27 protein-coding genes and 3 pseudogenes are annotated in these 23,691 nt (G+C 61.0%); 9 read left to right on the forward strand and 21 right to left on the reverse strand.

What is annotated here, in order from left to right; translation table 11 throughout:
* Window positions 1-2: 2 nt before the first annotated feature.
* Genes HHUB_RS00850 through HHUB_RS00860 form a run of 3 tightly spaced genes read right to left on the reverse strand, consistent with a single transcriptional unit; the run spans window position 3 to window position 2,980 of the window.
* Complete coding sequence (locus HHUB_RS00850; protein ID WP_197570629.1) at window positions 3-848, reverse strand: hypothetical protein; 846 nt, start codon at window positions 846-848, stop codon at window positions 3-5.
* 3 nt (window positions 849-851) lie between these two features.
* The gene (locus HHUB_RS00855) at window positions 852-2,567 is read right to left on the reverse strand and encodes a hypothetical protein (protein ID WP_197570630.1); all 1,716 of its coding nucleotides are present in this window, start codon (window positions 2,565-2,567) and stop codon (window positions 852-854) included.
* A 5-nt stretch (window positions 2,568-2,572) separates the two neighbouring features.
* Entirely contained in the window at window positions 2,573-2,980 is a 408-nt protein-coding gene (locus HHUB_RS00860) for a hypothetical protein (protein ID WP_059055333.1), read from the reverse strand.
* A gap of 304 nt (window positions 2,981-3,284) precedes the next feature.
* Here HHUB_RS00860 and HHUB_RS00865 point away from each other — a divergent pair, with 304 nt between their 5' ends.
* Window positions 3,285-3,566 (forward strand): PadR family transcriptional regulator, encoded by a 282-nt coding sequence (locus HHUB_RS00865; RefSeq protein WP_059055335.1) that lies wholly within the window; start codon window positions 3,285-3,287, stop codon window positions 3,564-3,566.
* 34 nt (window positions 3,567-3,600) lie between these two features.
* Here HHUB_RS00865 and HHUB_RS00870 read toward each other — a convergent pair whose 3' ends face one another.
* Window positions 3,601-3,903, reverse strand: coding sequence for a hypothetical protein (locus tag HHUB_RS00870; RefSeq protein WP_059055337.1), 303 nt, complete (start codon window positions 3,901-3,903; stop codon window positions 3,601-3,603).
* A 31-nt stretch (window positions 3,904-3,934) separates the two neighbouring features.
* Window positions 3,935-4,219: pseudogene (locus HHUB_RS15985) on the reverse strand (hypothetical protein); the annotation flags it as partial.
* A 261-nt stretch (window positions 4,220-4,480) separates the two neighbouring features.
* Between HHUB_RS15985 and HHUB_RS00875 the strand changes: the two are divergent.
* Window positions 4,481-4,801 carry a winged-helix domain-containing protein gene (locus HHUB_RS00875; protein ID WP_059055339.1) on the forward strand — a complete coding sequence of 107 codons (321 nt, stop codon included), beginning with the start codon at window positions 4,481-4,483 and terminating at the stop codon, window positions 4,799-4,801.
* Window positions 4,802-4,832: 31 nt separating this feature from the next.
* Here HHUB_RS00875 and HHUB_RS15990 read toward each other — a convergent pair whose 3' ends face one another.
* From HHUB_RS15990 to HHUB_RS00885, 3 genes are all read right to left on the reverse strand, one after another.
* On the reverse strand, window positions 4,833-5,057 hold the full coding sequence (locus HHUB_RS15990) for a type II toxin-antitoxin system RelE family toxin (protein WP_082687138.1): 225 nt from the start codon (window positions 5,055-5,057) through the stop codon (window positions 4,833-4,835).
* On the reverse strand, window positions 5,051-6,307 hold the full coding sequence (locus HHUB_RS17295) for an RNA-guided endonuclease InsQ/TnpB family protein (protein ID WP_157533968.1): 1,257 nt from the start codon (window positions 6,305-6,307) through the stop codon (window positions 5,051-5,053). Before HHUB_RS17295 ends, HHUB_RS15990 begins: the two co-directional genes overlap by 7 nt.
* Window positions 6,308-6,509: 202 nt before the next feature.
* Window positions 6,510-6,806, reverse strand: a complete 297-nt coding sequence (locus tag HHUB_RS00885; protein ID WP_059055341.1) for a ribbon-helix-helix domain-containing protein — start codon at window positions 6,804-6,806, stop codon at window positions 6,510-6,512.
* A 796-nt stretch (window positions 6,807-7,602) separates the two neighbouring features.
* Between HHUB_RS00885 and HHUB_RS00890 the strand changes: the two genes are divergently transcribed.
* Complete coding sequence (locus tag HHUB_RS00890; RefSeq protein ID WP_059055343.1) at window positions 7,603-7,845, forward strand: MarR family transcriptional regulator; 243 nt, start codon at window positions 7,603-7,605, stop codon at window positions 7,843-7,845.
* A gap of 219 nt (window positions 7,846-8,064) precedes the next feature.
* Here the strand turns inward: HHUB_RS00890 and HHUB_RS00895 are convergent, their stop codons facing one another.
* Window positions 8,065-8,568: a hypothetical protein gene (locus tag HHUB_RS00895; protein WP_059055345.1), complete on the reverse strand. Its 504-nt coding sequence runs from the start codon at window positions 8,566-8,568 to the stop codon at window positions 8,065-8,067.
* Window positions 8,569-8,831: 263 nt separating this feature from the next.
* On the opposite strand from HHUB_RS00895, the gene HHUB_RS00900 reads away from it, so the two are divergent.
* Complete coding sequence (locus HHUB_RS00900) at window positions 8,832-10,067, forward strand: RNA-guided endonuclease TnpB family protein (RefSeq protein WP_059055347.1); 1,236 nt, start codon at window positions 8,832-8,834, stop codon at window positions 10,065-10,067.
* Between the two features lie 64 nt (window positions 10,068-10,131).
* Here the strand turns inward: HHUB_RS00900 and HHUB_RS17200 are convergent, their stop codons facing one another.
* Window positions 10,132-10,668 (reverse strand): winged helix-turn-helix domain-containing protein, encoded by a 537-nt coding sequence (locus tag HHUB_RS17200; RefSeq protein ID WP_238323975.1) that lies wholly within the window; start codon window positions 10,666-10,668, stop codon window positions 10,132-10,134.
* Window positions 10,669-10,769: 101 nt separating this feature from the next.
* Window positions 10,770-11,021: a hypothetical protein gene (locus tag HHUB_RS00910; protein ID WP_059058146.1), complete on the reverse strand. Its 252-nt coding sequence runs from the start codon at window positions 11,019-11,021 to the stop codon at window positions 10,770-10,772.
* 166 nt (window positions 11,022-11,187) lie between these two features.
* Between HHUB_RS00910 and HHUB_RS00915 the strand changes: the two genes are divergently transcribed.
* Complete coding sequence (locus HHUB_RS00915) at window positions 11,188-12,468, forward strand: RNA-guided endonuclease InsQ/TnpB family protein (protein WP_059055348.1); 1,281 nt, start codon at window positions 11,188-11,190, stop codon at window positions 12,466-12,468.
* Window positions 12,469-12,505: 37 nt separating this feature from the next.
* Here HHUB_RS00915 and HHUB_RS00920 read toward each other — a convergent pair whose 3' ends face one another.
* Together HHUB_RS00920 and HHUB_RS00925 are read right to left on the reverse strand one after the other, a co-directional pair.
* Window positions 12,506-12,769, reverse strand: a complete 264-nt coding sequence (locus HHUB_RS00920) for a hypothetical protein (RefSeq protein WP_059055350.1) — start codon at window positions 12,767-12,769, stop codon at window positions 12,506-12,508.
* A gap of 331 nt (window positions 12,770-13,100) precedes the next feature.
* Complete coding sequence (locus HHUB_RS00925; RefSeq protein ID WP_059055352.1) at window positions 13,101-13,559, reverse strand: type IV pilin; 459 nt, start codon at window positions 13,557-13,559, stop codon at window positions 13,101-13,103.
* 360 nt (window positions 13,560-13,919) lie between these two features.
* Between HHUB_RS00925 and HHUB_RS00930 the strand changes: the two genes are divergently transcribed.
* The gene (locus HHUB_RS00930) at window positions 13,920-14,537 is read left to right on the forward strand and encodes a hypothetical protein (RefSeq protein ID WP_238323976.1); all 618 of its coding nucleotides are present in this window, start codon (window positions 13,920-13,922) and stop codon (window positions 14,535-14,537) included.
* A 210-nt stretch (window positions 14,538-14,747) separates the two neighbouring features.
* On the opposite strand, the gene HHUB_RS00935 is transcribed toward HHUB_RS00930, so the two are convergent.
* Window positions 14,748-15,695, reverse strand: a complete 948-nt coding sequence (locus tag HHUB_RS00935) for a transcription initiation factor IIB family protein (RefSeq protein WP_238323977.1) — start codon at window positions 15,693-15,695, stop codon at window positions 14,748-14,750.
* Window positions 15,696-16,907: 1,212 nt separating this feature from the next.
* On the opposite strand from HHUB_RS00935, the gene HHUB_RS00940 reads away from it, so the two are divergent.
* The 3 genes from HHUB_RS00940 (at window position 16,908) to HHUB_RS00950 (ending at window position 19,248) form a co-directional block, all read left to right on the forward strand.
* The gene (locus HHUB_RS00940; RefSeq protein ID WP_059055358.1) at window positions 16,908-17,180 is read left to right on the forward strand and encodes a ribbon-helix-helix domain-containing protein; all 273 of its coding nucleotides are present in this window, start codon (window positions 16,908-16,910) and stop codon (window positions 17,178-17,180) included.
* Window positions 17,181-17,190: 10 nt separating this feature from the next.
* Window positions 17,191-17,490 (forward strand): type II toxin-antitoxin system RelE family toxin, encoded by a 300-nt coding sequence (locus HHUB_RS00945; protein ID WP_059055360.1) that lies wholly within the window; start codon window positions 17,191-17,193, stop codon window positions 17,488-17,490.
* 528 nt (window positions 17,491-18,018) lie between these two features.
* Window positions 18,019-19,248, forward strand: a complete 1,230-nt coding sequence (locus HHUB_RS00950) for an RNA-guided endonuclease InsQ/TnpB family protein (RefSeq protein WP_059055362.1) — start codon at window positions 18,019-18,021, stop codon at window positions 19,246-19,248.
* Between the two features lie 1,348 nt (window positions 19,249-20,596).
* On the opposite strand, the pseudogene HHUB_RS00955 reads toward HHUB_RS00950, so the two are convergent.
* From HHUB_RS00955 to HHUB_RS00975, 7 genes and pseudogenes are all read right to left on the reverse strand, one after another.
* Window positions 20,597-20,932, reverse strand: a pseudogene (locus HHUB_RS00955) (hypothetical protein); the annotation flags it as partial.
* 61 nt (window positions 20,933-20,993) lie between these two features.
* Window positions 20,994-21,668: a hypothetical protein gene (locus HHUB_RS16485; RefSeq protein ID WP_157533970.1), complete on the reverse strand. Its 675-nt coding sequence runs from the start codon at window positions 21,666-21,668 to the stop codon at window positions 20,994-20,996.
* Window positions 21,669-21,786: 118 nt separating this feature from the next.
* Window positions 21,787-21,972 (reverse strand): annotated as a pseudogene (locus HHUB_RS00960) (hypothetical protein); the annotation flags it as partial.
* Window positions 21,969-22,568 carry a DUF7437 domain-containing protein gene (locus HHUB_RS00965; protein WP_059055364.1) on the reverse strand — a complete coding sequence of 200 codons (600 nt, stop codon included), beginning with the start codon at window positions 22,566-22,568 and terminating at the stop codon, window positions 21,969-21,971. The gene HHUB_RS00965 and the pseudogene HHUB_RS00960, both read right to left, overlap by 4 nt.
* 48 nt (window positions 22,569-22,616) lie before the next feature.
* Entirely contained in the window at window positions 22,617-22,751 is a 135-nt protein-coding gene (locus HHUB_RS17660) for a DUF7558 family protein (RefSeq protein ID WP_449271430.1), read from the reverse strand.
* Window positions 22,738-23,250 carry a hypothetical protein gene (locus HHUB_RS00970; protein WP_059055366.1) on the reverse strand — a complete coding sequence of 171 codons (513 nt, stop codon included), beginning with the start codon at window positions 23,248-23,250 and terminating at the stop codon, window positions 22,738-22,740. Before HHUB_RS00970 ends, HHUB_RS17660 begins: the two co-directional genes overlap by 14 nt.
* The gene (locus HHUB_RS00975; protein WP_059055368.1) at window positions 23,251-23,553 is read right to left on the reverse strand and encodes a hypothetical protein; all 303 of its coding nucleotides are present in this window, start codon (window positions 23,551-23,553) and stop codon (window positions 23,251-23,253) included. It lies immediately after the preceding gene.
* Window positions 23,554-23,691: the final 138 nt, after the last annotated feature.

Raw genomic sequence — 23,691 nt, forward strand, 5'->3', positions numbered from 1 at the left:
CGTTACACCTCACTGATAGTGATGGCACAGTCTTCCTGCTCATTCGACGCTGAATACCGAATATTGTAAGATTTCGAAACGCGGTCTCCGCCGACCCGCGTTTCGAGAATCAGGTCGAACTTGCCGGTCTGTTCCTCGTTAGTACAGGAAGTTCCACCACCGGGAACGAAGGCAAATGGCGAGCGCGAGCTGTAAATCGTGAGCTGCTCGTCTGCGGGAAGCAAGACTTCACCAACTTCCGAGTCTGTTTCTGAATCGTATATCCCACTAACGTCCTCAGCACCCGCGTAGTTTGTCCCTTGTTCGTCGGAGGGATACGGAACATCGCCGATGAACAGTAGTTTTGTGATTGCCTCTGGCCCAGTTCCTTGATTGCTAACGGTGATGAACGCCTCCTCACTGATTTCGTCTTCCGCTCCGGTCCACATCTCCTCAGGCTGATTTCTCCCAATACCCATCTCCACAATTTCCAGAGTTGGTTCGATTGGGATCGTCGTCTCGACAATAGTTTCATCTTCACGAAGTGCAACGATGTCGTACTCGCCTGGCGGGTAGGTCGTGCCAATCTCGAACGAGACCTGCTGGACGCCAGCCGCGACCGATTGCTGCGCGAAGAGTTCGCCGTTCGGCTGGATGAGATTGAGGCGGTCGACGTCCGCCTCCGAGACGAGAGCAACAATAACTGTGGTCCCATCCACGGCGACTCGCTGGAGCGGGCCACCAGCAGCAGTCGTGCCATCGCTGGCAGGCGAATTCTGGGAGAGGCAGCCCGCGAGACTCGCGACTGCAGCACTGGCAACTGTTTGGAGGGCGGTGCGGCGATCGATACGTTGGACGTTTCTGGGCATGGGTTACTGGAAGCGGGTGTTGAAGCCGAGCAGTCGGAGCAGTCGCGTGCCGGCGTAGAACACGACGGCGAACGGGAGTAGCCGCCAGCCGACGCCGACAAGCAGCGCAAACCAGCCATCGATCGAGCCGAGTGGATGCCACCGTGCCGTCGCCGTTGCGGGGGCGTACGCGGGGTCGTGGCTGAGCCACGAGCCAGGCTGATAGCGCGCCGTGTACACGCCGGGCTCGTCGACGGTGACGGTCGCAACCCCAGAGCGATTCGTTTCGATGCGCTGGCCGTTGATGGTGATTGTGCCGGTTCGCGTCTCGCCACCAATCAGATGCAGGCGGTCACGGTCGGCCAACTGAATTGGCGCACCCGTTCGCGCATCGCGGAGTTCGACGCGGAGCACGGCCGCCGTTTGGTTCTGCCGCAGGACGGCAACGGAGAGCGCACTCCGGCGCAGCTGTCGGTCGGCGCCATCCCCCAACGCGACAGTCTCGTTGACGCCGCGTACGATTCCGGTGACGTGGAGTGACTCCCGCTCAATACGATCGGTGCGAGCAGCGAGCCCGTACGTCGCCTGATAGGATTGGTTCACGACGTCGACGGAGACGTTCTCCCCGATCGTCCCGGCGGGCGTTGCTTGGTCGCCACCCCACGTCGAGAGCAACTCGGGGCCATCCTGGACTGGCTCGACGCGCGGCCCGATCCGGGACGGATAGGCGTGGACGCCCACCGGGAGCGCGGGTGAGTCAACCACCGACCGCCCCGTCGCGGTCGCAGTGACGAGCGTATCCCAGTCCGGGTTCCGGGCGGTGTAGAACCGCCAGATGCCACGCACTCGTGCGCCGCGTTCGGGGAGCGTAAAGCCCTGCCAGGGCCGCGTCTGGAAGACTGCGACGCCAGCATCCCCGTTCGGATACGACGCTGAGTGAGCGGTCGCCGACAGATTGTACACCGCCACGGGGAGCGTGTCCGACACGTTCACGGACTCCTCGTGATAGGTGACGTCGACGCTGGTCGTGTTGCCGCGATCGATACGCGTCGTCTGCCGCAAGCGAACGTCGATCTCGGCGGTGAACGTGAGCGTCGCACTGCCATTCCGCCCCATCTGGTAGGCAAGAATGGGCGTGTGGGCGCCGTCCCGTTCGACGAGCGACTCACCGTCGGCCTGCAGCTCGACGGTATCGATCTCGTGGCTGACCAGCGACCAGTCGACAGTCGTCGATCCCGAGGCGTCTCCGGGAGGGACGCGAACGCGGTAATCGACGAACCCACGCAGCGTGCCGTTCGGCGCAATATACAGTGGTGTCGTCCCAGCTGCGAGGTGGGCGCGCGTCGACGGCTGCACCGCAAATATCGTCGCGTGGGCGTCCGCGATGAACGCGCCATCTGTGAGCTTTGCGTGCGGTGGGTGGATGGACGTGTTCGGGCCGCCACCGTCCAAATCCTGGAAGTCGTTGCGCGTCCACGTCGCGGCCGTCGAGGGCGGCCGCGTGAACGTGACGTCCGTCCCGTTGGCGACCTGCTGGACGGCCGTCCGATTCTCGCCGTACCGCTCCCGGTACGCCGACTGGTTGATGTAGGTGTCCGGGTCGCGCGACCACAGCGTTGCCGACTCGTTCTCCGTGAGTCCATTATCCTCGGTGCCGGGCCGTGGCGGGTCGGCGGCGACGACGCTGGTGATGCCGCCGGCGACGACCAGCGCAGCCACGACGACGCGCGCTCGCTGCATGACGGCTACCAGGGGACGAGGTCGACGCACGTCGCTAGTGGCAGGTTCATCATTGAGCCGGCGACCGTGTACAGCGGGCCGAGGACGACGAGGACGACCGCGGACTTCATCGCGGAGCGCTTGTGCACTTTCAACCCCTTCTTGCGGTCGGGGCTGAGCGTGAACATCTCCATGAGGGAGTCGGCCTGCCAGACGACGGCAAGCCCGACGATGCCCAGCGCGGTGGTGAGCTGGAAGAACCCCTCGATCATACTCGGGAGGTTGTCCGCGCTACAGACTGCGCTGCTCTGGGCGGCCGCTGGCTGCACCAGAAGCAAACTGGCGAGGACGATGGTGGTGGCGGCCGTGCGCGGGAGATGGCTGGCTAATGGTGCGTCTGGACTAGTGGACTCGGAGGGCGTGTGGTGAGCCATGGTGCGGTGGTGGCGTGCTAGCTGGGGGACGGTACCGAGAGCGCGACTGTATGTTATATGTCAACACATAGTAGGAATGTAATTGGGGAGTGTGTATATATTTTCTCCTAGTATACAGAAAATAACCTAGAACCGACCAGTCAGTCTCTAAGGTAGTTGTAGCAACCTCCCTTCACAGCAGGTCCACCGCCGCCCGTCCGTCGACCTGACAGGCAGCGAACGCACCGACAATATGTTATATTGTTGGCTGGTCTGAGCGGGCGGCTTAACAAGAATTATACAATATGGCGGTTTCATTCGGAATATGCACGATCTCACTGGCTTCCAGCGAGACTTGCTGTACGTAGTTGCTGGCCTCGATGAGCCACACGGCCTCGCCGTCAAAGACGAACTCGAGGAGTACTACGAGTCCGAAATCCATCATGGACGCCTCTACCCCAACCTCGACACGCTCGTCGACAAGGGCCTCGTCGACAAAGGCCAGCTCGACCAGCGCACCAACTACTACACGCTCACGAGTCGTGGCAGTCGGGAAATCGCCGCGCGACGGGAATGGGAACAGCAGTACGTCGACCTCGAAGCGTAAGCAGAATAGCCGTCTCCGAGTGAGCGAGCAGGCGTTAGCCGTCCGGGGTGACCGGTCCTTTGTACGCGGAATGGACGTGCTCGCCGTCCCGCCACTGCCAGTAGTAGTAGCGGTTGTCGTTGATCTCCTTGACCGTGATTGTCGCCTTCGCAGGGACTGCATCCGGCCGGTCGTCAGCTTCCGGTTCCGCAACCGTCTCCGTGGGTTCTTCGTCTCGATACGTCGCGAGTTCATCGGCGTACGTCGCAACCTGCCGTAGCTGTTCGGGCGAGCACGCCTCCAACGAATCGACGAGCTCGTCGGGCAGTCCTGTCGGTGGCGTTGGTGGCTCTGGCATGGGAAGGTCAGTTTAACCAACAGCAGCTCGCTCACGGGGAGCGTTGTTGGTTAAGGCTCGTGCGCGCCTGGTCCGGGAGTCGACCATCGGGCCGCGGAACCCGGCCAAGTTTGAGTTCGACGTCCACGCGCCGCAGATGCTTACAGCCGCCCTCCGGTGTGCGATACTCCCAATCCGGGCACGTGCACGTCTCCTCGGCGACGTCGACTTCGTACCAGTTTCCGGACGCGGACTGCACCTCGTAGCAGCCGCCTTTTTCAAGGAGGGAGACGGCCATCGCCTCCTCAAGCGCTCGCTTCGTCCGTGGTTCGAGATCCGCTCGTGCGATGCCCTGTGGAACCGTTTCAGGAACCGCGCTGAGTTGCTGGGAAGACATGATTCAGTAGCGGCGCGAGTGCGCCGCCACCGCTCCGCGGGCGCAGACAAACACGACCGCGGTTGCGGGGTTTGCACAAGAATTTGACGAGGTAGTCGTTATTCCGGCAGCTCACGGCTGCTTCGCCACTATCTACGTATACTACAGCCCCGCTTTGCACGAGCCAAACGGGTATGTGTACTCCCTCAGTACATGATAGATATGAGCCCAGGACGAGATGAAGCAGGGCGGTTTGAGGAAACCATCACAGAACAGGATGTTCTCAAGGTATTTGACTACGAAGACGATCGCGTTCTCACGGCGACAGAGGTGGCAGAGGGGCTACGGCGGTTCGGAAAGCAAATCACTGCGGAGGGAGTTCGAAACCGGCTCGAAAAGATGAGTGACGAGGGCCTCGTCTCACGCAAAAAGCTTGGAGCAAGAGCGGTCGGTTGGTGGGCCGAAGTTGCGCCAGAACTTGAAGCCAAGACCGCCAAGACGGTCGAGAAGCGGAACACGACCAGCAACTGGGATCCACTCTAAGGCCACGGGCCTCCGCGTGGCACCGACGTGATTAGTCGTCAGCTGTGTAGGCGCCGCTTCGATGTTCGATTCGGTGGATTTCGAGTGCAAGCTCGTCGTAATCAAGAATGCATGCGAGTCGATACTGTCCAACGCGGAGCTTCTCGAATGGACCGCCAGTAAGGGGCTCAAGGTAGTCGCTGGGCTCTCGCCATGGGTCATCGACGATTTCATCGAGCTTCGAGACAATCCGATCCTGCACGTGGTGTGTCAGCAATCCACCGCTGAAGCGGTGGGCTTGTCGGTGGACTCCCGTTCAAACTCCAAGCTGGAGTGGACACTAGATGTGTCGCTTACGTTCAACGTCCCCGACTTCAGGGCAAGCTGACCGTTGCCCAACCCATCGGGGCGTTTGCCCGGTGGTAAAGCTAACAACCGAAGGCCGACGTTCTTCGCCGCGTTGTAATCACCGTCCACCTCGTACCCACACTCGTTGCACACGAACCAGCCCGTCTCGCTGTCGCGATTCGTGCTGGACTGGTGGCCACACTTCGAGCACGTCTGCGAGGAAAACGCCGGATTGACCGACTCGACTCGAATCCCATACTCGGCGGCCTTGTATTCGATTTGCTCCTGTAGCTCGCGGAACGCCCAGTTGTGCATCTGCCGCTTCAGACGGTCGTCGTGGGCGTCCATCCGCGAGCGGATGTGGGTCAGATCTTCGACGGCGATGTACGAGCAGTCGTGTCGCAGGGCTTCTTCCACAATTCCGCGCGAGATGGTGTGCAGGCGGTTCAGGACGAAGCGATTTTCACGCCCCGACAGTCGCCGTAACACCTGCTTGGCGGAGCGTGTGCCTTTGTTCTGAAGGCTCCGTCGCACGCGGAAGTAGTGGTTCTGCCCCCACAGCAGCTCGCCGCCGTCAAAGAACCGTCCCGTGCTGGTCACGGCGACGTTCTTGAGGTTCAAATCCACGCCAAGCACGCGCTCGCCGTCGCGCTGGTCTACCTCTTTCTGGATGACGACGTGAAGGTAGAACGCCTCCTCGTCGGGACGGTAATGGAGCGTTCCCATCCGGCGCTCGTAGTCGTCGTCTTCAAGGTACGACCGCTGGTACTCACCAAGCACGAAGTCGGCTTCGACGCGCCCGTTGACCGTCGAGAGTGTGGCGTACTCGTCCTTGATAGTCAGGGTGCGTTTATCGTAGACGGCAGACGGTTCATCGAACGAGGGGAGCGGTCTGCTGTTGCCGTTCTCCCAGTCCGCGACGGTGGATTTCATCGCTTCGACGGCTTTCGAGTAGGCGCGTACCACGAGGTTTGCGGGCAGGTCGGTTCTGTCCCGCAAGTCGTGGTACACTTCGTCGTGGATGGTGGACTTGTTGAGAATCAGGTCGCCGTCGTCGTCTCTGCCGTGGTCGATGGTGTAGTTGGCGGCAGTGTTGAACTGCTGGATGGTCTGATGGAGGTCGTCGCGCCGCTCCTCGGGTACGCCGAGTTTGATGGGAACGGTACGTTTGACCTCCATCGCAGTCTCACATGCGGCCGCTTTGTTTATGTATTCTGTGTCTGTGTTGGGGAGTCGGCCCCGCCATCATCGGTGGGTTGGCCCACGGAGCTTACGCGCTTCCTCCCACCCCTAAAGGGGTGGGCTTCCGCGCTGTCCCGCTGTGAGATCCTCGAACTGCGTGGCCGCACGAGGCGCGAACATCCACTCCCACTCGTCGTTGTTACTCGCCATCCGTGTCGTCGTCCATCATCGTCAGAACGTCTTCACGGGAGACAAGTTCGGCCTCACCGGTCCGGAGGTCGTGTTCACTCGCAGCAATCTGCTTCCAGCCCTCGCGTGAGAATTCGGGGTGCTTGATCGCGTCCCGTGCCGCGTACCGCAGGAACTCACTGCGCGAGTTGAACCCCTGTTCCTCCCAGGTCGTGTCGATATCGTCGAGGAACGCCTGTGTGAGTCGGAGATTGATCTGGACGGTTTCCGGGCCGTCGTCACCCGTCGAGGTCTCGGCGTCGGACATGATATACTAATGCTTTACGCGTGCATAGCAAATAAATGTTCGCCGCGGAGCCGTGTTGTCGTGTATTCTACAGGCTGAGCAGGCCGAGTGCCTCGGGGCTTGACCCCGAGGGTGAAGGCCGTACGCTCTGCCCAGAACAGGCCACACCTCGTGCCATCACTGCCGTAGCCGACAGTTACAGAATTTCAACGATGAATGCCCACCGGCTTTCCCGTGGGAGACAGTCCATCTTGGCGGTGTTGAGTTGCCTTTTGAGGCGACAGCTTGGCGACCACGGAGAACTACGAGTTCCGGTCGATCCACGCTTTGAATTCTTGAACGTTCTTCATCCCTAACTTCAGCGGTTTTACCATCCTTCTCGATACCTGCGGTGGGCGAAGTGAGCCAGACAACGATTTCATAACACATTCGAGGCGAAAACCCACGGCTGTAGTCGTTGGAGGAAGCCGACCATGGGGAGCTAAACCACACTGGGGCAGACCCATTCCCAATCATCGCAGGTATCGCCGCCGTTGCCATCGCTGCCATCGCGCTCCGTCGTCGGCGAGCAGACGACACCCTCCCCGAGAACTGAACGACCTGACGGACGCACGACAGCCTCGACTCGTTGCTGGACTCTTGTTGCCTTCCAGTCTGCGCGTCGCACCGGCTAGATCTTGTGCGAGACCTGGCGCGTCCCGGTCAGCACACAACTGAACCCGCCGACAAATTACGCATCTGTTGTAATTAGGCCGTATAATGATGTAGAATATGGACAATCGTCGATATTAAGGCGGTTCGCACGAATAGAACGAGTATGAGTACCAGACACATGGATGAGGCGACCGCTGAGGCGATCGAAGATCTGCCGCCGAGCGCGAAGCTCGTCGCGAAAGTCCTCGAACACAATGACGGCCTCACGCAGCGCGAACTTGCGGAAGAAACGCTGCTCCCCGACCGTACCGTCCGGTACGCGCTCACTCGTCTCGAAGAGCAGGACGCCGTCACCGCCCGCTTCTCCTTCACTGACGCTCGGAAACGCGTCTACTCGCTTAACTGAGCGCTGGTCGTACGTCGCGGGAGGCGAAGCGCGTGTAGCAGGCCGCCCGCGACACGTTGATGGCGATTGGCTGTCTCTCCATTCGGCCGCTACGCCGTGTCGTCCTGCTCCGCGAGGCTGTCCGCCGCGACATTCGTGCCGTGCTGTTGGTGAGTCCCTGCCACGCCAGCGGTCTGTACTGCTTTGGGGGGACGTTCGACGACTGTGTTGGGGACGGACTCACGCTAGTGAGCTGGTATCCAATCCAACTGGTCTGCCCTGCTCCCACTTGACCGCGCGGACGGCGTCTCCAAGTGAGGCGAGTCTGTGCTCGACAACAGCCAGCGGGTGTGCGTCGATGAACTGCGCAGACTGGTGGACAACAGTTGTCGTGCCGTTGTTCACCTGCAGGTGGACTGGCCCGAGAGCATCGTGTGTCTCGTCCTGATGCCAGCCCACCAGCAGACTCCGGTCTGGCTCGACCCAATTGATCCAGTAATACTCGTGGGCTGCCTCCGTCTGCAGCTGTACCCCGATCTCAACCCGTGCACTCGGCACCGGATACGCGGCGTCCTCCAGGAACTGCCGCGGGTTCACGTCCCCAACGACACGATACGGGCCGGCTTCGCGTGGTTCGGCACGTCGCCGCCGAACGTCGTCAAACGAACCACTGAGGCGGTTCCGAATGCGGTCGTGGAGCCGCTTGCTCTGCAAGTTCGCCCGGTTTGCGAGAAAGACAACCATCCTTAAACAGCGAGGGAATCCCCGGCCTTTAGGCCGGGAGGGAATCGCGTAAGCGCTACTACACAGTCCAACGCTCAATCGCCATTATCGGAATCCAACTCCCGTTGCGCGTGGAGTAGCATCCCCTTCCACGTTAGACCGTGACGCTTCTTCGTCTCTTTCAGCGACTCGTACTGTTCTTCGTCTACCTCGAAGTTGATGTGGGGCATATCTCATTCTTTCTCCCCGTTACACTTAAGTTTATCTACGTTGTATCTACGGGTGTGTCCGAGACGGTGACGAAGACGCTACAGGCCACGCTCGCAACGCCCACCACGGGCAAAGAGCAACGCCTACAGCGCCTCTTGGACACCTACCGCGAAGCACTCCACGACGCCTTCGACAACAGGGCGGATACAATGTCTGCCGTCAACGATGTTGTGACGCCCTACGACTTGCCGTATCAGGCCAAGGACGCGCTCAAGTCCTACGTCCCGAAGCTTCGGGATACGTACAACGCCGAGGAGTTGGACGACGAACATCCAGCTCGGCTCGTCAATCGAGCGGCCACATTCGACCACTCGGCGGAGCGCGACCACGGCTTCGTCTGGCAGGTTCCGCAACCCGGTCGCGGGACGAACTTCTGGATTCCGCTTCAGATCAACCCCGAACAGGAATCACTCTGGTTCGACCTGCTGAATGGGGACGTGACGGCGGGCGAACTACGCCTTCAGCGACACCGCACGTCGTGGGAGTTGCACGTCACCGTCGAATACTCGGTCGAAGAACCGACCGAGTCGGACGACCCGACGTACATCGGCTTCGACGTCGGCGAGAGCGCGTTGATTACGGGCTGTGCCCTCAAACGCGACGTGCCACGGAAGCCGATGCTCGTCAGCGGCAGTCGAGCGCGACACCTTCGCAAAGAGATGCATACCACGCTCAAGCGACTGCAAGAGCGTAACGCCGCTCAGTGGCGTGTGGACGAACGATTCGACCACTACCAGAACGCCCTGACAGATATTGTCGAGAAGGCGTCTCGGGAGGCCGTCGAATATGCCCGACAGTTCGAGGACGCGGTTATCGTCCTCGAAGACTTGTCGTACATCCGCGAGCATCTCGACTACGGGAAGTGGATGAATCGCCGCCTCCACAACTGGGCGTTCGCCCGGCTACAGGGCCGCATCGAAGACAAAGCGGCCGAGGCAGGGATTCGCGTTGAGTACGTCAACGCGGCATATACCTCGCAGACCTGCCACGCCTGCGGTCGTCTCGGTCGGCGAGATGAACAAGCGGAGTTTGTGTGTCCGCACGACGATTGCCACGTCTCGAAGTTCCAAGCAGATATTAACGCGGCGGCGAACATCGCCGGTCGCGCTAACCCGTGGGGAGAGAGCGTCCGTTGGGAACCCGGACGCGATGACTCGCCTCGGGATGGGAGCGCCTGTGACAGCGCCACAGTCCTCCGAGAGACGAGTCCGAAACCCGGACAGATGACGCTCTCGGCGTACTCGGACTGAAACCTGCCAGCCCGGATTTCCCCTCGTAGGGGAAGCCCCGCCGTTTACGGCGGGGAGGATGTCACTAGGCGAATGTCGAGGGGGAGTCAGTCCGCGGTGACGAGAGTTCGAGAACGTCGTCATACAGCTGGAGGGCGTGTTTCACGAGCCCGAGTTCCGTATCGATTGCCTCCCACGTGGCAACCACATTCCGTCGCTCACGAAGCTCTGCAGCCGAGAGCTCCTCGGTAGCGAGTTGTTCCCGGAACTCGTCGAGTGAGCTGACGTTGTACTCCGTCGCTACTCCCTCCTGCTCGGCCTTCAGCTCCGTGAGCTGCTGCTCTAGTTCGTCGCGTGAGTGCGCCTCAATCAGGTCCGTCACTTCGTCGAAGAGCAGTCGCACGGGATTCAGGTCGTAGGCCTTCGTCCCGTCGACGGTCGTTTCCGTGACCCAGTCGTCACTCTGCAGTCGCTGAAGCTCATCGTCAGCTGTCGCGCGCGACACGTCTGCCCGGTCCGCGATCTCCTGGACTGGCGTTGGTTCATCCAGCAGTTCTACGACGTGCCGGACGCGCTCACGCCCGCTCATGTCCTCCCACGACTCCGGATTCGGTTCGGCCATTCGTCTAGCACTTGTCTCGTGCAACTCAAATAATTTCCCCCCCACTCAAATATTCAAAGACTGCATCGGATCGACAGCTGACGCTATCTGCAACCGAGTAGCTACGCCGAGTCGTCCTGCTCCGCAAGGATGTCCGCCGCGACATCCTCGACGTGCTGTTGGTGAGCGGCCGACACGCCAGCGGCCTGTGCAGCCTCGAGTTGGCCATTAACAACCGCGTTCTGCTGGGGTCCCCACACGCCGACGGGCTCGGACTGGATGTATTCGACCCAGCGCTTGACTCCCTCGATGCGCTGCTCGCGGACGCGTTCGTGCTTCTCGTCGAGTTGCTCACGCACGTTTGAGTCGTTCATACTCATCTTCGACACCGAGCCGAGTTACGGAAAGTCAAGGAGAAAGCCCCGCGCTTCAGGGCGGGGATGAATCCGACACTACCTTTCACTAACCACGTTCGAGGGCCGGGCCGGATATTCCACGCCAATCCATACTATTAACTAATCTTATCGACATAGGTTACGTATGGCGAAACAGGTCGTCACCCGCACCTATACTGCTTCCATACGGAACCAGCAACAGGTGTCCGACGACCTTGATTCGCTTGGGTTCGCAGCCTCGAAACTCTGGAACGTCGGACGGTGGGTCTGTGACAGAGTGTGGTCTGAGATCGGCCACATCCCCAGTCACACCGAACTCACCGCGTACCTCAAAACCCACGACCGCTATGATGACCTGCATTCGCAGTCAAGTCAGCGAGTCCTCCAAGAACTCGCTGAGGCGTTCACCGGCTGGTACGGTAAACGACGCAACGGAGACACGAGAGCGAATCCGCCGAAGTACCGCAAGCACGGCGACGACCACCCACGAAGTACGGTCACGTTCAAACAGAAAGGCTTCAAGCTCGACACCCAGTACAACCGCGTCCGACTCAGTAAAGGGTCGAACCTAAAGGAGTATTGGTCGGACTTCGTCCTCTGCGAGTACCAGACCCGGCCTGATGTTGACTTCTCTACGGTGGAGAGCGTCCAACAAGTCCGAGCCGTTTGGACAGGGAATGAATGGGAACTGCAGTTCGTCTGCAAGGTCGAAGTCGAAGTGAGCGAATCGCCCGGCGAGAAGACAGTAGGTGTTGACCTCGGCATCAACAACTTCGCCGCCCTCGCCTACGAAGACGGTCACAGCGAACTGTATCCGTTGAACTGCTTGAAGCAGGATGACTACTACTTCAGCAAGCGACTCGCCCAGTGTGACGATTCGGACTCCGAGCAGGCCACGCGGTTAAACCAGAAGAAGTCGGCTCGCCGTACCCACTACTTCCACACTCTTTCAAAACACATCGTCCAGCGGTGTGTTGACGAGGGTGTTGGAACGATTGCCGTGGGTGATCTATCCGGTGTCCGTGAGGATGAGGAGAACGGTGAGTCGAAGAACTGGGGCAAGCACGGCAACCTTGACCTGCACTCGTGGGCGTTCGACCGCTTCACCGACCTGCTCGAATACAAGGCCGAGATGGAAGGCATCTCGGTTGAAGAAGTGTCTGAGCGAGATACGTCGAAGTCGTGTTCGTGCTGTGGTCGGAAGCGTGATACAAACCGTGTTGAGCGTGGGCTGTACGTCTGCGATTCGTGTGATGCGGTGGCGAATGCGGACGTGAACGGTGCTGAGAACATTCGACAGAAAGTATCTCCGAGTCTCGCCTGTGATGGGGGAGATAGGAGTAACGGCTGGTTGGCACAGCCATCGACGTTCCTGTTTGACAAGGAAACTGGTGCGTTCGTACCTCAAGAACAGGCTACGTCGTAAACCATAATATCCCAACGCGGTCGGGAATCCTCGCCCTTCAGGGCGGGGAGGATGTCAACCATGTTTCGAGCCGCGACCCACTACGTGTTTCTTCGAACAGCGTGTACAGGTGGACTGCATCCTCGATGTCCTTCTGCGTGCCGAGGTGGAGTTTGTAGGCGACCTGTAGTTCGAGCGGGCCGATCGGGATTATTCTGCCGCCGGTATGAGCGGTGATCGCATTGTTAAGCGAGGCGGTATCGAACTCGTCACAGACCGTCTCCTGGCTGTTCGTTGTGGCCCGGCCACCGCACTCCGGCACTGGTTATCAGTTCGTACGTCCTCGCCGAAGGTCGGTATTCGCGATGTATCGCTGGACGCCGTCCATCACCCACGAGCCGGGACGCACGGAGAGTTTGCGTGGCGGCGCGAGTTCCTAGCTCTCGTCGGTTGCAGCGTCGACGGTTCTGTAGAAGGCCGCAACGAGCAACAGATCCTGGCGTAGGTCGGTAAGTACAACCAGCTGTCTGATTTTCCACGCAACTCTACCGATCACCGTAAACCCGAACGTGGATCGCTGAAGGCCCACTCCCAAGGGTAAGCAGGTTAAGAACCGTTCAGCGCCGCCAAATACGGAAAAGTTTGCGCGGGGTTTAGGCCGACTGGTCTTCCAGCGTGACTTCTTCCTGCGTGATAACCGTTCGCGTGCCTTCGCCACCGATTCCGGTAACAGTCACTTGTACATCTCCCTCACTACCTACGCTAATGGTGTTTGCAGTATCATCTACACTATCCCCGCCGCTATCGTATTCGATTGATGCGGATTCACCGACCTGTTCGAGAGTGACATTCCCCTCGACACCCTCTACCGACACTTCCAGCTCAGATGCGGTGCCTTCGCTAATCCAGGTCGCAGTTGCAGTCCCGTCGTCATTTTGGCTCACGTCCGCGCCCGCTTGGACGGTCTCGTTGACGGAGTCACCGAAGCCGAGCACGAAGCTGGCGATGACAGCAGCCAGAATAACGGTGATAGCAACCATGAGGATGACCCCAATGACTGGCGACACACCGCGTTCGTCGCGATCTGGGATCTCAAGTGTAATTTTCTTCATATGTTTGGTATGCACGCAACCCAAAGGGATACGGTGGCACTCCACGAACAAATTCGCGGAGCTAGCCCCCTCCGTTCCCCGGTTGGATTCGCGCGTAGCGTCCCGTATCAACCGCACATACTTAAAGCACACCACCACTTAACGAGTTACTAACCAAAACTATCGCACCTGATTCCTCGCATGCCCCTCCCTACACCGCAAGCGCTCGCCCGAACGTACCGTACACCTGGATACGAAGACCCGTGGGAGTGCGTTACAGACTACCAGCGCGTGCTCGAATACACGGCCGAGCATCCAGACCGTGGGAGCAGTGCAGTAGCCACTCGACTCAACTTACCGCGTAGTCGCATCCGGCCATGGATGAACGATAGTCGCCCCGACGTCGTGCGGGGCATTCAAACAGCAGAAGCGAACGGCTGGCTTGCCGACCACGCCACCCCCGACACAACAACGGCACTCGTTGCGCTCGCTGCGTGGGCACTCAGCGGCGGCAGCATCAACCACGGTGAGGGTGGCGCGCACGTTTACTTCTCGCTCGACCATGACGACGATGACTACTTTGCCACGCTCGCCTCGACTGCTGGCTTCGAATACCATGTCGTCAACGAAACGACGTCTGAGCGAGCGACTGAAGCACGGCCGGCCACAGATGGCTCCGTGCTCGCGCGTGTGTTGATCGCTATGGGTGTGCCGCGTACGGCGACGGAGAAGCAGGACACAACCAGTCTGCCAACGTTTGTCGACACGCTAAGTGCGGCGTTGCGACTGACCTTCGCTCGGGTGTACGTGTTGAATCGCGGCGCGAAGCATCCGGATAAAGATACGTTGACGATTCGTGTGAAGCGGCCTGACGCGTATCTCGATGAACTCGTAGAGGTACTGCGGGCTGCGTCGGATGAGCCAGTGACGCGAACAGGGAAGACAGTGACAGTATCGGCAGCAGCGGCACGGGTTTTGCTTCCTGCGCAGCGGCTGTAGTGTACCTACTCGCATAGAACGGGTGGAGTGGTTCTCGACTTCGTTTTCGACAGCTTCCCAAGCGATATTTCCGCAGATTTACCGACCAGCCGTTTCAGCGAGGTTGTGGCTGCGCGCGCAGCGACCCCTGGGAGCGAGCACGGAGCGGTGGGTGGGGCGGCGGGGCGTCCACGGGCGGCGGTCACCACGAAAAAGGAGGGCCGTGCCTGCTCAGCGCAGGGTGTCCCGTGCGTGCTCGACGCCGACACCCGGCTCGGTGGTGCCGTGTTCGGCCTCGTAGGCGTCGACGAGCTCCCGACTGTACCGCGCAATCCGATTCTGAGACGTCTCGACCACCGCGCTTGCCGCCGTCGCGACCTGCGACTGCGTGAGGTGTTTCTCGGAGAGCAGCCGGTCCGCCGCGTACACCGAGGCCCCGGCCACTGTCGACCGCGGCGTCCCCGGCCCAACCGGCACCGCATCACCGAGCGCCAGCAGGTGGTGGGCCAACAGCCACGTCCGCACCGCCCGCGCCCCCGGCATCGCATCGTCATCGAGCGCCTCGATGACCGCCATCACGGCCTCCGGCCTGATCGCCGGCGCATCGACCCCGCATTTACACCGGATCTTCCGCCCGGCCGCACACACCCGCTCGTGGGGTGCCTTCGTGTACCGGGCCACCGCGACATCGATCTTCTCCCGGTCGACTGATGAGGCCCGCACCGCCAGCAGGACGGCGCCGCCGGCGAGTGCCTCCCAGGCCATCCGCCCGCCCGGCAGCCGTGCTTCCGACGCCCGCCGAAGGAACCGTGCCGCCTGCCTGATGACGTGCTCGGGCAGGCCCAGATTCCCGCCGATCATCTCGACGTCCCGCAGCCCCTCGTTGAGCCGCTTCGTCCGCTTGCGCTGCCGGCCGAACTGCATCCGCTTGTGCCACTTGCGCAACCGCTGGACCGTCTCCCACTGCTCGTCGCTCAGGGGATTGCCGTGCCCGTCAGTGTTCCGCCCGATCTTCGTGTGCAGACCCTTGTCCGTCCGCAGCGGGTCTACCGTCTCGATGCTCTGCTCGGCATTCCCGATCATGCCCAGGTCCGTCAACGTGGGGCTCCGGTCAACCCACTCCGCGGCGACAACCAGCCCGCAGTCCGTGCAGAACGACTGCTCGTCTTCGGTGACCACCTGCCCTTCGCACTCTGGGCACGCCGCCCGCGCCGACGGCTCGTGTTCGACCGCCCGTTCCGGGCGCTGCGCGTCACTGTTTGAAGTCTGTGCCGCCAAAACCGTTTTCGCGCTTGCATTCGTAGTCGACATTGCTGTATTCCGAAGGCGCTCGCGACAGCGCCCGACACCGCGGCCCCTAACCGCGGTTTCCTCGACGACGACGCCCGACAGCGTCGGCTGCGCGCTCTCGCTCGCGCCTTCGCGAGCGCCCCCACTGGGGCGCGAGCGAGAGCGCGCCCGCACGAAGAGAGCCAACCAGCCGCGCGCGGCGTCCTGCCGAGCGCTGCGTGGCCGACCAGCGGGAGGCCACGAGCTAGCGAGCGGGGAGTGCGTGCTCGACCAGCGGGAGAGCACGGAACGGCGAACGGCGACCACCGGGAGCCGTGAGCAAAGCGACCCGCGAGCAGCGAGGCAGGGCTTGGAAGACGAACGGAGTGAGTCTTCCAGCGACCCGCCCGGAGCGAGCGACCAGCGGAGAAAGCGTGGGGGTGAGCAGCCACGCCGCGCAGCCCCCGCGCTTTCCCGCTGGCGTCGGGGGCACATGCACTTTAGCCCGGAACGGGCGCGGGTGGTGCGGAGAGCGCCCGCACGCCCGGAATGGTCGGTCGCGAGCGACGCGGAGGGCGGAACGCGGCGAGCGGGGCGGGCCGCTACGTGCACACCTGTCCAGCCGACCGCGACACGCGGCGTTCCAGCTACCGGCCTGACGGACGCAGAAAGGGCGAGGCCGCCTCGGCAACCGGGAGACTGCGTCTCCCGAGCTCGCGGCGAAAAGCGCCGCGAACGTCCCCCGCCCCCGCAAGCACCGCAGCCACGAGGCGCTACGCGCCTCGCTTTGTGAGCACAACATCGAGCCGGCCGCATGCCAGGGGCCGCATGTATTTCATCGTGCCGCGAGCGCTCACCGTCGACGACCGTGCTCGGCTACCAGCTCTCTGAGTGCTCGAATACCGTACTGTTCAGCCCGCACGACCGCCTCAAGATATCGGACTGCGCGTTGCAAGTGCTCGTCCGAGGTGCCGAACGAGGGTAGCGGCGGCCTGTACGGCAGGACGGCGTCGACGACGGCCGCGTTCGACAACGACGGTTCGTCATGGTTCACGAACTGGTTGACGATCCCCGCGAAAACTGAGCGACAATTCTTTGAGTACCACCCGCGTACCACGAATTATGAGCACGGATACGGGCGACAACGGCGACGGGGACATGGTCAAATTGAACGTCAAAGTCCCGAAACGGCTTCTGGAGGAGATCGACGAACTGGCCGAAGAACTAGAGTACACCAACCGCTCGGAGTTCATCCGTGAGGTGCTGCGCGACACCACGGAGCCGATTCTGACGCCCGGCGCGCAGGACGGCGTCTCGGAGGGCTACGCGGACGTTGCAGCGGGGCGGACGATGTCCACGGACGAGGCCCGCGAACGCCTCGATATCGACGACTGAGGGCTGAACGGTGACTCACGAGGTCGTTCTGACGGAGACGTTGGTCGAAACGCTGGAACAGTTCGAAACCGATGACGTCGAGCGGATCATCAACAAGCTGGAGGACATCGGCGACTTCCCGGACCATTTCCTCGACCGGTTGAAGAACCATCCCGGCTACAAGCTTCGCGTCGGCGACTTCCGAGTCCTGATTGATTGGGACAAGGACAACGAGACGCTGTACGCCATCGACGCCTTCGAGCGGAAGAAGGAGTACCGCGAACTCGGCACGTACCGAGAAGTGTGGGGGAGCTGGAGAGACGACGAGTAGGAGTCAGCGACCCACCGCTGAAGCGGTGGGCTTGTCGGTGGACTCCCGTTCTGCCGACACTGGGGTGTCGGACGCCACGTGACCCGCCTCGGGGGCAAACCCCGAGACACGCGGCCTGCTCCGCCTGTAGAGTCCGCAAAACAAGCCGGTTACTGCAGGGCACAACTCTATCGATCGGAGTATTTTCGGTTATTCGTCATGTGCAAGCTGAAGTGTGAACCACCACGAAACCGATTCGGTAGTAGGGCTTGCTGCCGCGTCTTCGCTGGAAAATCGAACCGTTTCCTCCCACCGATATGTTCCCGGTTGGAGGTAGCCCGACACTTGATAATCGTCCCAAATCTCGTACGCCTTGCTGACAGACTCTCCCGCCTCGTACTGCTTCATAGAGATTGCAAGGCGGATACCCCGACCCTTGAGGTCGGGGAGGAAGCCGACACTCGATGACGCAAATCACACGCAATGGCAAGGCCGACTCCCCACGCTTTAAGAAATACTTTCAAGTATCTCTAATAGCACTAATGAAGTATGGAGGTCGTCCGCAACATCCAGATAAAGCTCGACGTTCCCGAGGACGTTCACAGCGTTCTCGATGAGACGTTCGAGCAATTCCGTCAAGCGGCGCAACACGTCGCTGACGCTGGATGGAGCGGCGACCCCACGGAAATCGAGGACACGAAGAACACGCTCCACGACCAAACCTATTCAGAGGTTCGGGAGCAGACAAGTCTGCAAGCCAGCCTCGCCCAATCCGCTCGCAATCTCGCCGCCGACGCACTCGGCAACTGTAAAGACCGCATCCTCGACGACGGCAAGAAGGCAAGCAAACCAGAGTTTCGAGGTAGTGTCGTCGTGTATAACGAGCGCACCATCACCTACAATGACGACCACGTGACCCTCGCAACCGTGGGCGACCGCGTGACCGCCGAGTTCGTCACGCCCGACGACGAATCAGGGACACCGTTTGCGGAGTACTGGACGGAGGACTGGGAGAAAACCGAGGCCACGCTTCACAAGCGTGACGGGACGTACTACCTCCACGTCGCAGTCGAGAAAGACGTCGAACCCGCTGATTCTGGCAACGATTCGACCGAGAACGGAGTGGTTCTCGGCGTTGACTTGAACGTGGACGGCTCCCTCGCCGTCACCAGCACGGGAGCGTTCCTCGGAAACGCAGACTACCTCAACCACAAGCGTGACGAGTACGAGCGTCGGCGCGGCAATCTCCAACAGACGGGAACTCGCTCCGCACACCTCACCATCAAAAGCATCGGATCACGGTTTGCTCGGTGGAGTGCGGACTATCTCCACTGCGTGTCGAAAGCGATTGTGCAGGAAGCCGTGGAGAACGACTGTACGGCGATTGCGTTCGAGAACCTGACGCATATCCGCGAGCGTATCTCCAACGCCAGTAAGTTCCAGCAGTGGGCGTTCCGCGAACTCCAACGCCACGTCGAATACAAAGCCGAAGAGTACGGAATCGACGTAGACGATGTTGCCCCTGCGTACACATCGCAGCGGTGTAGTCACGGCGAGTGCGGCTTCACGCATGAGGACAACCGTGATGGTGACGAGTTTGAGTGCCTGAAGTGTGGAAAGGAACTGCACGCGGATTACAACGCCGCTCGGAATATCGGGTGGCGGCTTGTCCAGCACTGGCTCAAGTCTGGTGCTGGACGGGCCACCAGTCAACTGGCCCTCAAGTCAGGGACGCTGAACGCGAATGGCGATTACACGCCTTCCGCCTTGCGCGGATAGAGCGGGAGTCCACTGACAAGCCTCGGGGCTTGACCCCGAGGCGGTTGACACGTGGTCAACTGTTCAGCCATCTATGAACCTTCTGCGGGGACAAAGACTGACTTTACGGAAAATTCGAGGCGAAAGCCTCGCCCTTCAGGGCGGGGATGAAGCCGACAAACTCTCTACAACGGACATTATCAAGTAGACCGGCGTCGTACCGTGCGGTAAGACAACTCGCGTAAACTTTCAACAGGAAGACTCGGGGCCGCTTCCCGCTGATACGGACGGTTCCACGCCCACCACCGGTAAACCCGGTGGGGAGTACGTGGTTGAGATTCGTTCGCCGTCCTCATACTACCCCTACCTGTCACTGGAGACGGTCGGCAACGACCGCGCAAACGAGGGGGCGACAGCATACCAAAACACGCCCCGTTCGCGGTTGCACTCCGCCCTCGTCGGCGGAGTACGGTCGATGGCACGACCCGTGTCCGCCCACCGTCCAAAGGTGGGTGGTTGCCCGGTATTCGGACGCCTCGGTTTAGGCGGTATCGGGTACGGCACAAGCGGATACCGCGTCCCTCTCGGACGCTGAATACGCCATACCCTCGTTTCGGGGGCCGACGTGTAGCGCACGAACCCGGTACTCATCCGCCGTGGATGGGGAAGTTGCCTTCGGGGTAGCGTTGGACGGCCCGACGCCCCACGAAGGAATCCTCGCGCTTTAGCGCGGGGAGGATGTCAATGACAGCGGGAGACGCACGTCTACTTACCAGCTCGTTTATCTAGACCGACGGTGAAACGAACCGCTGACTGGACAGATCTGTGACACCCGCAGTTAGCACGCTCCCAGTCGGGGGTGAGCAGCGGCGCCGCGCAACCCCCGTGCTTTCCCGCTGGCACCGAGGGAATATGCACGGTAGCCCGGAATGGCGAGCTTGCTCGCCGCATGCCCGGACTGGGCGGTCGCGAGCGACGCGCGACGCGACCGCTGCGTGGTCGACCCCGGAAGATCACGACAGTGAGCGGGGAGTACCGTGACCCGCAAGCAGGGAGCGCCGCGATGCGAACGGCGACCGTAGGGAGCCGTGAACAAGCGGCGGGCGGCAGCGGCGAGCGGGGCGGGCCGTCACGTACGTACCCGTTCAGCCGGCTACGTCGCTCGGTGAGCCATCGACCGGCCTGGCGGATTCAGAAAGGGGCGAGTCGCCTCAGCCGCCCCCAAGCACCGCAGGCACGAGGCGCACAGCGGCGTTCTCGTGAGCGCAGTGAACGAGAGCCAGCGAGACGTAGTCTCGTGCGGTCGCGGGATGTCGAGCGGCCGAGGGCTTTCGAGGGTCCTCTCCCACCGAATCAGCCTAGCACTCAGTCAGCTGTCGCCGGCGACTAGGTCCTCGATGAACCGGAAGCCGTTCACGAACGTCACCGAGTCACCGTACCCCTCACTCGCGAGCACGGTTTCGGCTCCCTCGCCGGCCGCGATGTCGGTCGTGTAGATGTACACCTCGGTCGCCGTCCCCGCGCTGAGATGCTGGGCAGCCAGGGCGGCGAGGGCGGCGTCTGCACGCTCGACTTCGTCGGCGGGTCGGTCGTCGGCGTTCGCGATGTACCTCTGGACGCCATCCATCACCCGCGAGACGACCGGCTCGGAGAACTCGAGCGGCGCCGCAACCGTCGCCCAGCCCTCGTCGATCGCGGCGTCGACGGTTCTATGGCACTCCTCAACGGGTAACAGGTTCTGGCGCACATCGGTCAGGACAAACAAACTAATTTTCGCTTGATAGTTCTACGTTAGTAGACTTGATATTGGATAATGTTCCGTGCCGCCATCTCTGAAGGCGATACGAGAATTTGGGCTGGTCTGGTTCGTGGTCCGCCTCAGTAACGCTCAGTCTGTAGGTGATAGACTGTCTGTCCGCCTCTTGGTCATCAAGAACAACGTTTGTCCCGTCCGCTGCGAGACCGACAACTAATACGAGGCTGTGTGTATCAAAGTTTGTCTGCCTGTATGCTGCCGGATCTAACAGCATATCCCAGTTGAGGACAGAAACCTGGTCTTTACTATTGAAAATGTAGGCCCGCGCAAGCGGTTTTTCTGCTTGAATATCTGGTTGCTCAGGATAGAATACAGTCTCCCTTCGGAACCCGATTCCTCTGTCAATCTTTGGCCGGACCCGAACGACACTCGTACATCCCGAGAAGAGGAGAGTAGACGTTGACGCTCCTGCAAGTATGGCCCGGCGAGAAGGCATCTTGCGAGAATTTACAGATTCATGATGTAAGTATCTAATCTTTTCCCTTGTGGGAACTGCCTCACGACCCCACATTTTCACTCTGTCTCCAGGGGAAGATGTGGAAAGTGTTGTCGTGATCCAGCGCTTGCCGGATTTGGACTCGTCATCACTTGGATCGGAACTATACCATACGAACTCCGCGTGCAAGTGGATTCGTCTGGATTGAATAGCTTCGTGCCACCACCCCTTCCCACGTGATAAATTCGCATACCGACTAACCAGTCGTTTCACCAGGAGTAGTACCTGATTAATAGGTATTCAACGGGGCCGCGTCGACGGGCGGGTTTTCGACATCCAGATCGTCGACGGTCAACTCTTCGTACACTCGTTCAGGGAGGAGGTAGGTGACGTCGTTCCGGCGAGCGAACCGCCGAACAGCCTTGTACCGGTTGTTCGAGGGGTGCCCCATCGCGACGAACAGGCCGGTGTCGGCGATGTGGAGCCGGCTCACGCGTCGTCAGCGCCGTCGCCGTCGTCGATATCCAACTCGTCGAGTCCCGCCCCTGCTTCCTCGATGTCGTAGTGTTCGTGGACGACGGGCCGGAGCGCCTGGAGGATCATCTCCGCAGCCAGCGGCGAGATGTCGAGGTCCTCCGCCATCAGTCGGTGGGTCACCTCGCCGCGCTCCCGAGCAACCGCGTAGGTGAGCGCCGTCGCGAGGCCGGCGACGCCATGTCGGTCGATGTAGGTGTCGATGTCGGCGTCCGTCTCGCGGCGGCCAACGGCGTCGATCAGTGCCGGCGTGATCGTGTACTCGCGGTCGCCCGCGGCGGTCGTCACGGTTAGGTCGATCTCTCGGCCGGTATACTTGCGTGGTTGCTCGTCGTCGGTGACGGTGAGGACGCCGGCGTCGACGAGCCGGTTGACGTAGCTGTAGGCGGTTCCCTGTGCGAGCTCGAGGTCATCCATCACGTCCTGGACAGTCGCCTCCCCCTCCCGAGTGAGGTACGCGTATAGCTGGGCGAGCTGTGGCTCCTCCAGGAGATCGGCGACCGCGAGGAAGTCCTGGACGATGTCGCCGTCGGCGCGATTTGAAGTGCGTGACACGGTGGTTCTTGATTACAGTTTACAGCGAAACAGTAAATAGTGTTTGGGTCACTCCGCCGGCGTCGCAACGAGATGCTCCTCCCGGTCGCGCGTCCAGTACGTTGCGAGTCCGACTAAACTATCGCGGGCGCACAACGTTGACCGGGACCGGACAGCGACAGCCTCGGCGTCACTCCTCCGCAAGTAACGACCGGGCCCGCTGCACGTAGCTGTTCGCGCCCCAACTGCGAGCGTCGCTTATCTCGTCGAGACGTGTCCGGGCATCGGCCGCTGACAACTGCCCGGTTCGAACGAGGATTGAGAGCAGCGTTGGCGTCGTGACGAGTCGGGTATCGACGAGCGAGGCATGAATCAGGCCGAGCTGGGTGAATCCATCACACAGCAACAGCGAGACGTCGAGGTCGTTCGCGAGGGTGACAGCGGCGTTCTCGCCATCGTCGAGTGGAAATTCGCCGTCGAGGTCGACCGCTCGTGTTGTAAACGCATCAGTTCGGTCGAGGACAGCGGTTGCAGCACGTCCATGCTCGTCCTCGTAGGAGGCGATCTCCTGGAGTTCCTTGATGACCGCCGTCGGAACGATGACGTCGTAGCGGGACAGACAGCATCCGAGTGGGTCGGGATCGTTCTCAGCGACAATCCCGAGGCTCACGAGCGCGGAGGCGTCTGCGACAAGCTGGGCCATCTATGCGTCGGCGACCTCGTCGAGAAAGTCGTCGTCTAGCTGCTGTTTCAACACGCGGAGGTTCGCGGCTTCCTCGGCGCCGACGAGCGCTTTCAGTTGCTCGAAGGAGATCTCGTTGTCGTAGTAGGCGGCCGCGATCTCCTGCGTGAGTGCGTCGTCGTGGGCTGCCTCCTGGAGATACTCGCGGAGCGCGGTCACGAGAATGTCCGTCCGGTCTTCCCCGAGCACGTCCGCGAGCGCATCGGCTCGGTCAATCAGTCGGTGTGGGGCCCGAAACTGGACGCGTTTCTTCTCGCTACTCATTATGTGTACAGTGTGAGCCAACTCACTTAGTCGTTGCCGTGTGTACGATGTGAACATCATGAAGAACTGGCCGACGCACATGCCGCTGCAGGCGGGCACCACTCGTCTCCCAGCTATGAAACGTCGAGCAACCCAAGC

Origin of the sequence: Halobacterium hubeiense, assembly GCF_001488575.1 — an archaeon.
Classification (GTDB): domain Archaea; phylum Halobacteriota; class Halobacteria; order Halobacteriales; family Halobacteriaceae; genus Halobacterium; species Halobacterium hubeiense.

Coding starts and splice junctions, on each gene's coding strand:
- HHUB_RS00850 (WP_197570629.1), bottom strand. CDS start 848: ATGCCCAGAAACGTCCAACGTATCGATCGCCGCACCGCCCTCCAAACA.
- HHUB_RS00855 (WP_197570630.1), bottom strand. CDS start 2,567: ATGCAGCGAGCGCGCGTCGTCGTGGCTGCGCTGGTCGTCGCCGGCGGC.
- HHUB_RS00860 (WP_059055333.1), bottom strand. CDS start 2,980: ATGGCTCACCACACGCCCTCCGAGTCCACTAGTCCAGACGCACCATTA.
- HHUB_RS00865 (WP_059055335.1), top strand. CDS start 3,285: ATGCACGATCTCACTGGCTTCCAGCGAGACTTGCTGTACGTAGTTGCT.
- HHUB_RS00870 (WP_059055337.1), bottom strand. CDS start 3,903: ATGCCAGAGCCACCAACGCCACCGACAGGACTGCCCGACGAGCTCGTC.
- HHUB_RS00875 (WP_059055339.1), top strand. CDS start 4,481: ATGAGCCCAGGACGAGATGAAGCAGGGCGGTTTGAGGAAACCATCACA.
- HHUB_RS17295 (WP_157533968.1), bottom strand. CDS start 6,307: ATGGAGGTCAAACGTACCGTTCCCATCAAACTCGGCGTACCCGAGGAG.
- HHUB_RS00885 (WP_059055341.1), bottom strand. CDS start 6,806: ATGTCCGACGCCGAGACCTCGACGGGTGACGACGGCCCGGAAACCGTC.
- HHUB_RS00890 (WP_059055343.1), top strand. CDS start 7,603: ATGAGTACCAGACACATGGATGAGGCGACCGCTGAGGCGATCGAAGAT.
- HHUB_RS00895 (WP_059055345.1), bottom strand. CDS start 8,568: ATGGTTGTCTTTCTCGCAAACCGGGCGAACTTGCAGAGCAAGCGGCTC.
- HHUB_RS17200 (WP_238323975.1), bottom strand. CDS start 10,668: ATGGCCGAACCGAATCCGGAGTCGTGGGAGGACATGAGCGGGCGTGAG.
- HHUB_RS00910 (WP_059058146.1), bottom strand. CDS start 11,021: ATGAACGACTCAAACGTGCGTGAGCAACTCGACGAGAAGCACGAACGC.
- HHUB_RS00915 (WP_059055348.1), top strand. CDS start 11,188: ATGGCGAAACAGGTCGTCACCCGCACCTATACTGCTTCCATACGGAAC.
- HHUB_RS00925 (WP_059055352.1), bottom strand. CDS start 13,559: ATGAAGAAAATTACACTTGAGATCCCAGATCGCGACGAACGCGGTGTG.
- HHUB_RS00930 (WP_238323976.1), top strand. CDS start 13,920: ATGAACGATAGTCGCCCCGACGTCGTGCGGGGCATTCAAACAGCAGAA.
- HHUB_RS00940 (WP_059055358.1), top strand. CDS start 16,908: ATGAGCACGGATACGGGCGACAACGGCGACGGGGACATGGTCAAATTG.
- HHUB_RS00950 (WP_059055362.1), top strand. CDS start 18,019: ATGGAGGTCGTCCGCAACATCCAGATAAAGCTCGACGTTCCCGAGGAC.
- HHUB_RS00970 (WP_059055366.1), bottom strand. CDS start 23,250: ATGGCCCAGCTTGTCGCAGACGCCTCCGCGCTCGTGAGCCTCGGGATT.
- HHUB_RS00975 (WP_059055368.1), bottom strand. CDS start 23,553: ATGAGTAGCGAGAAGAAACGCGTCCAGTTTCGGGCCCCACACCGACTG.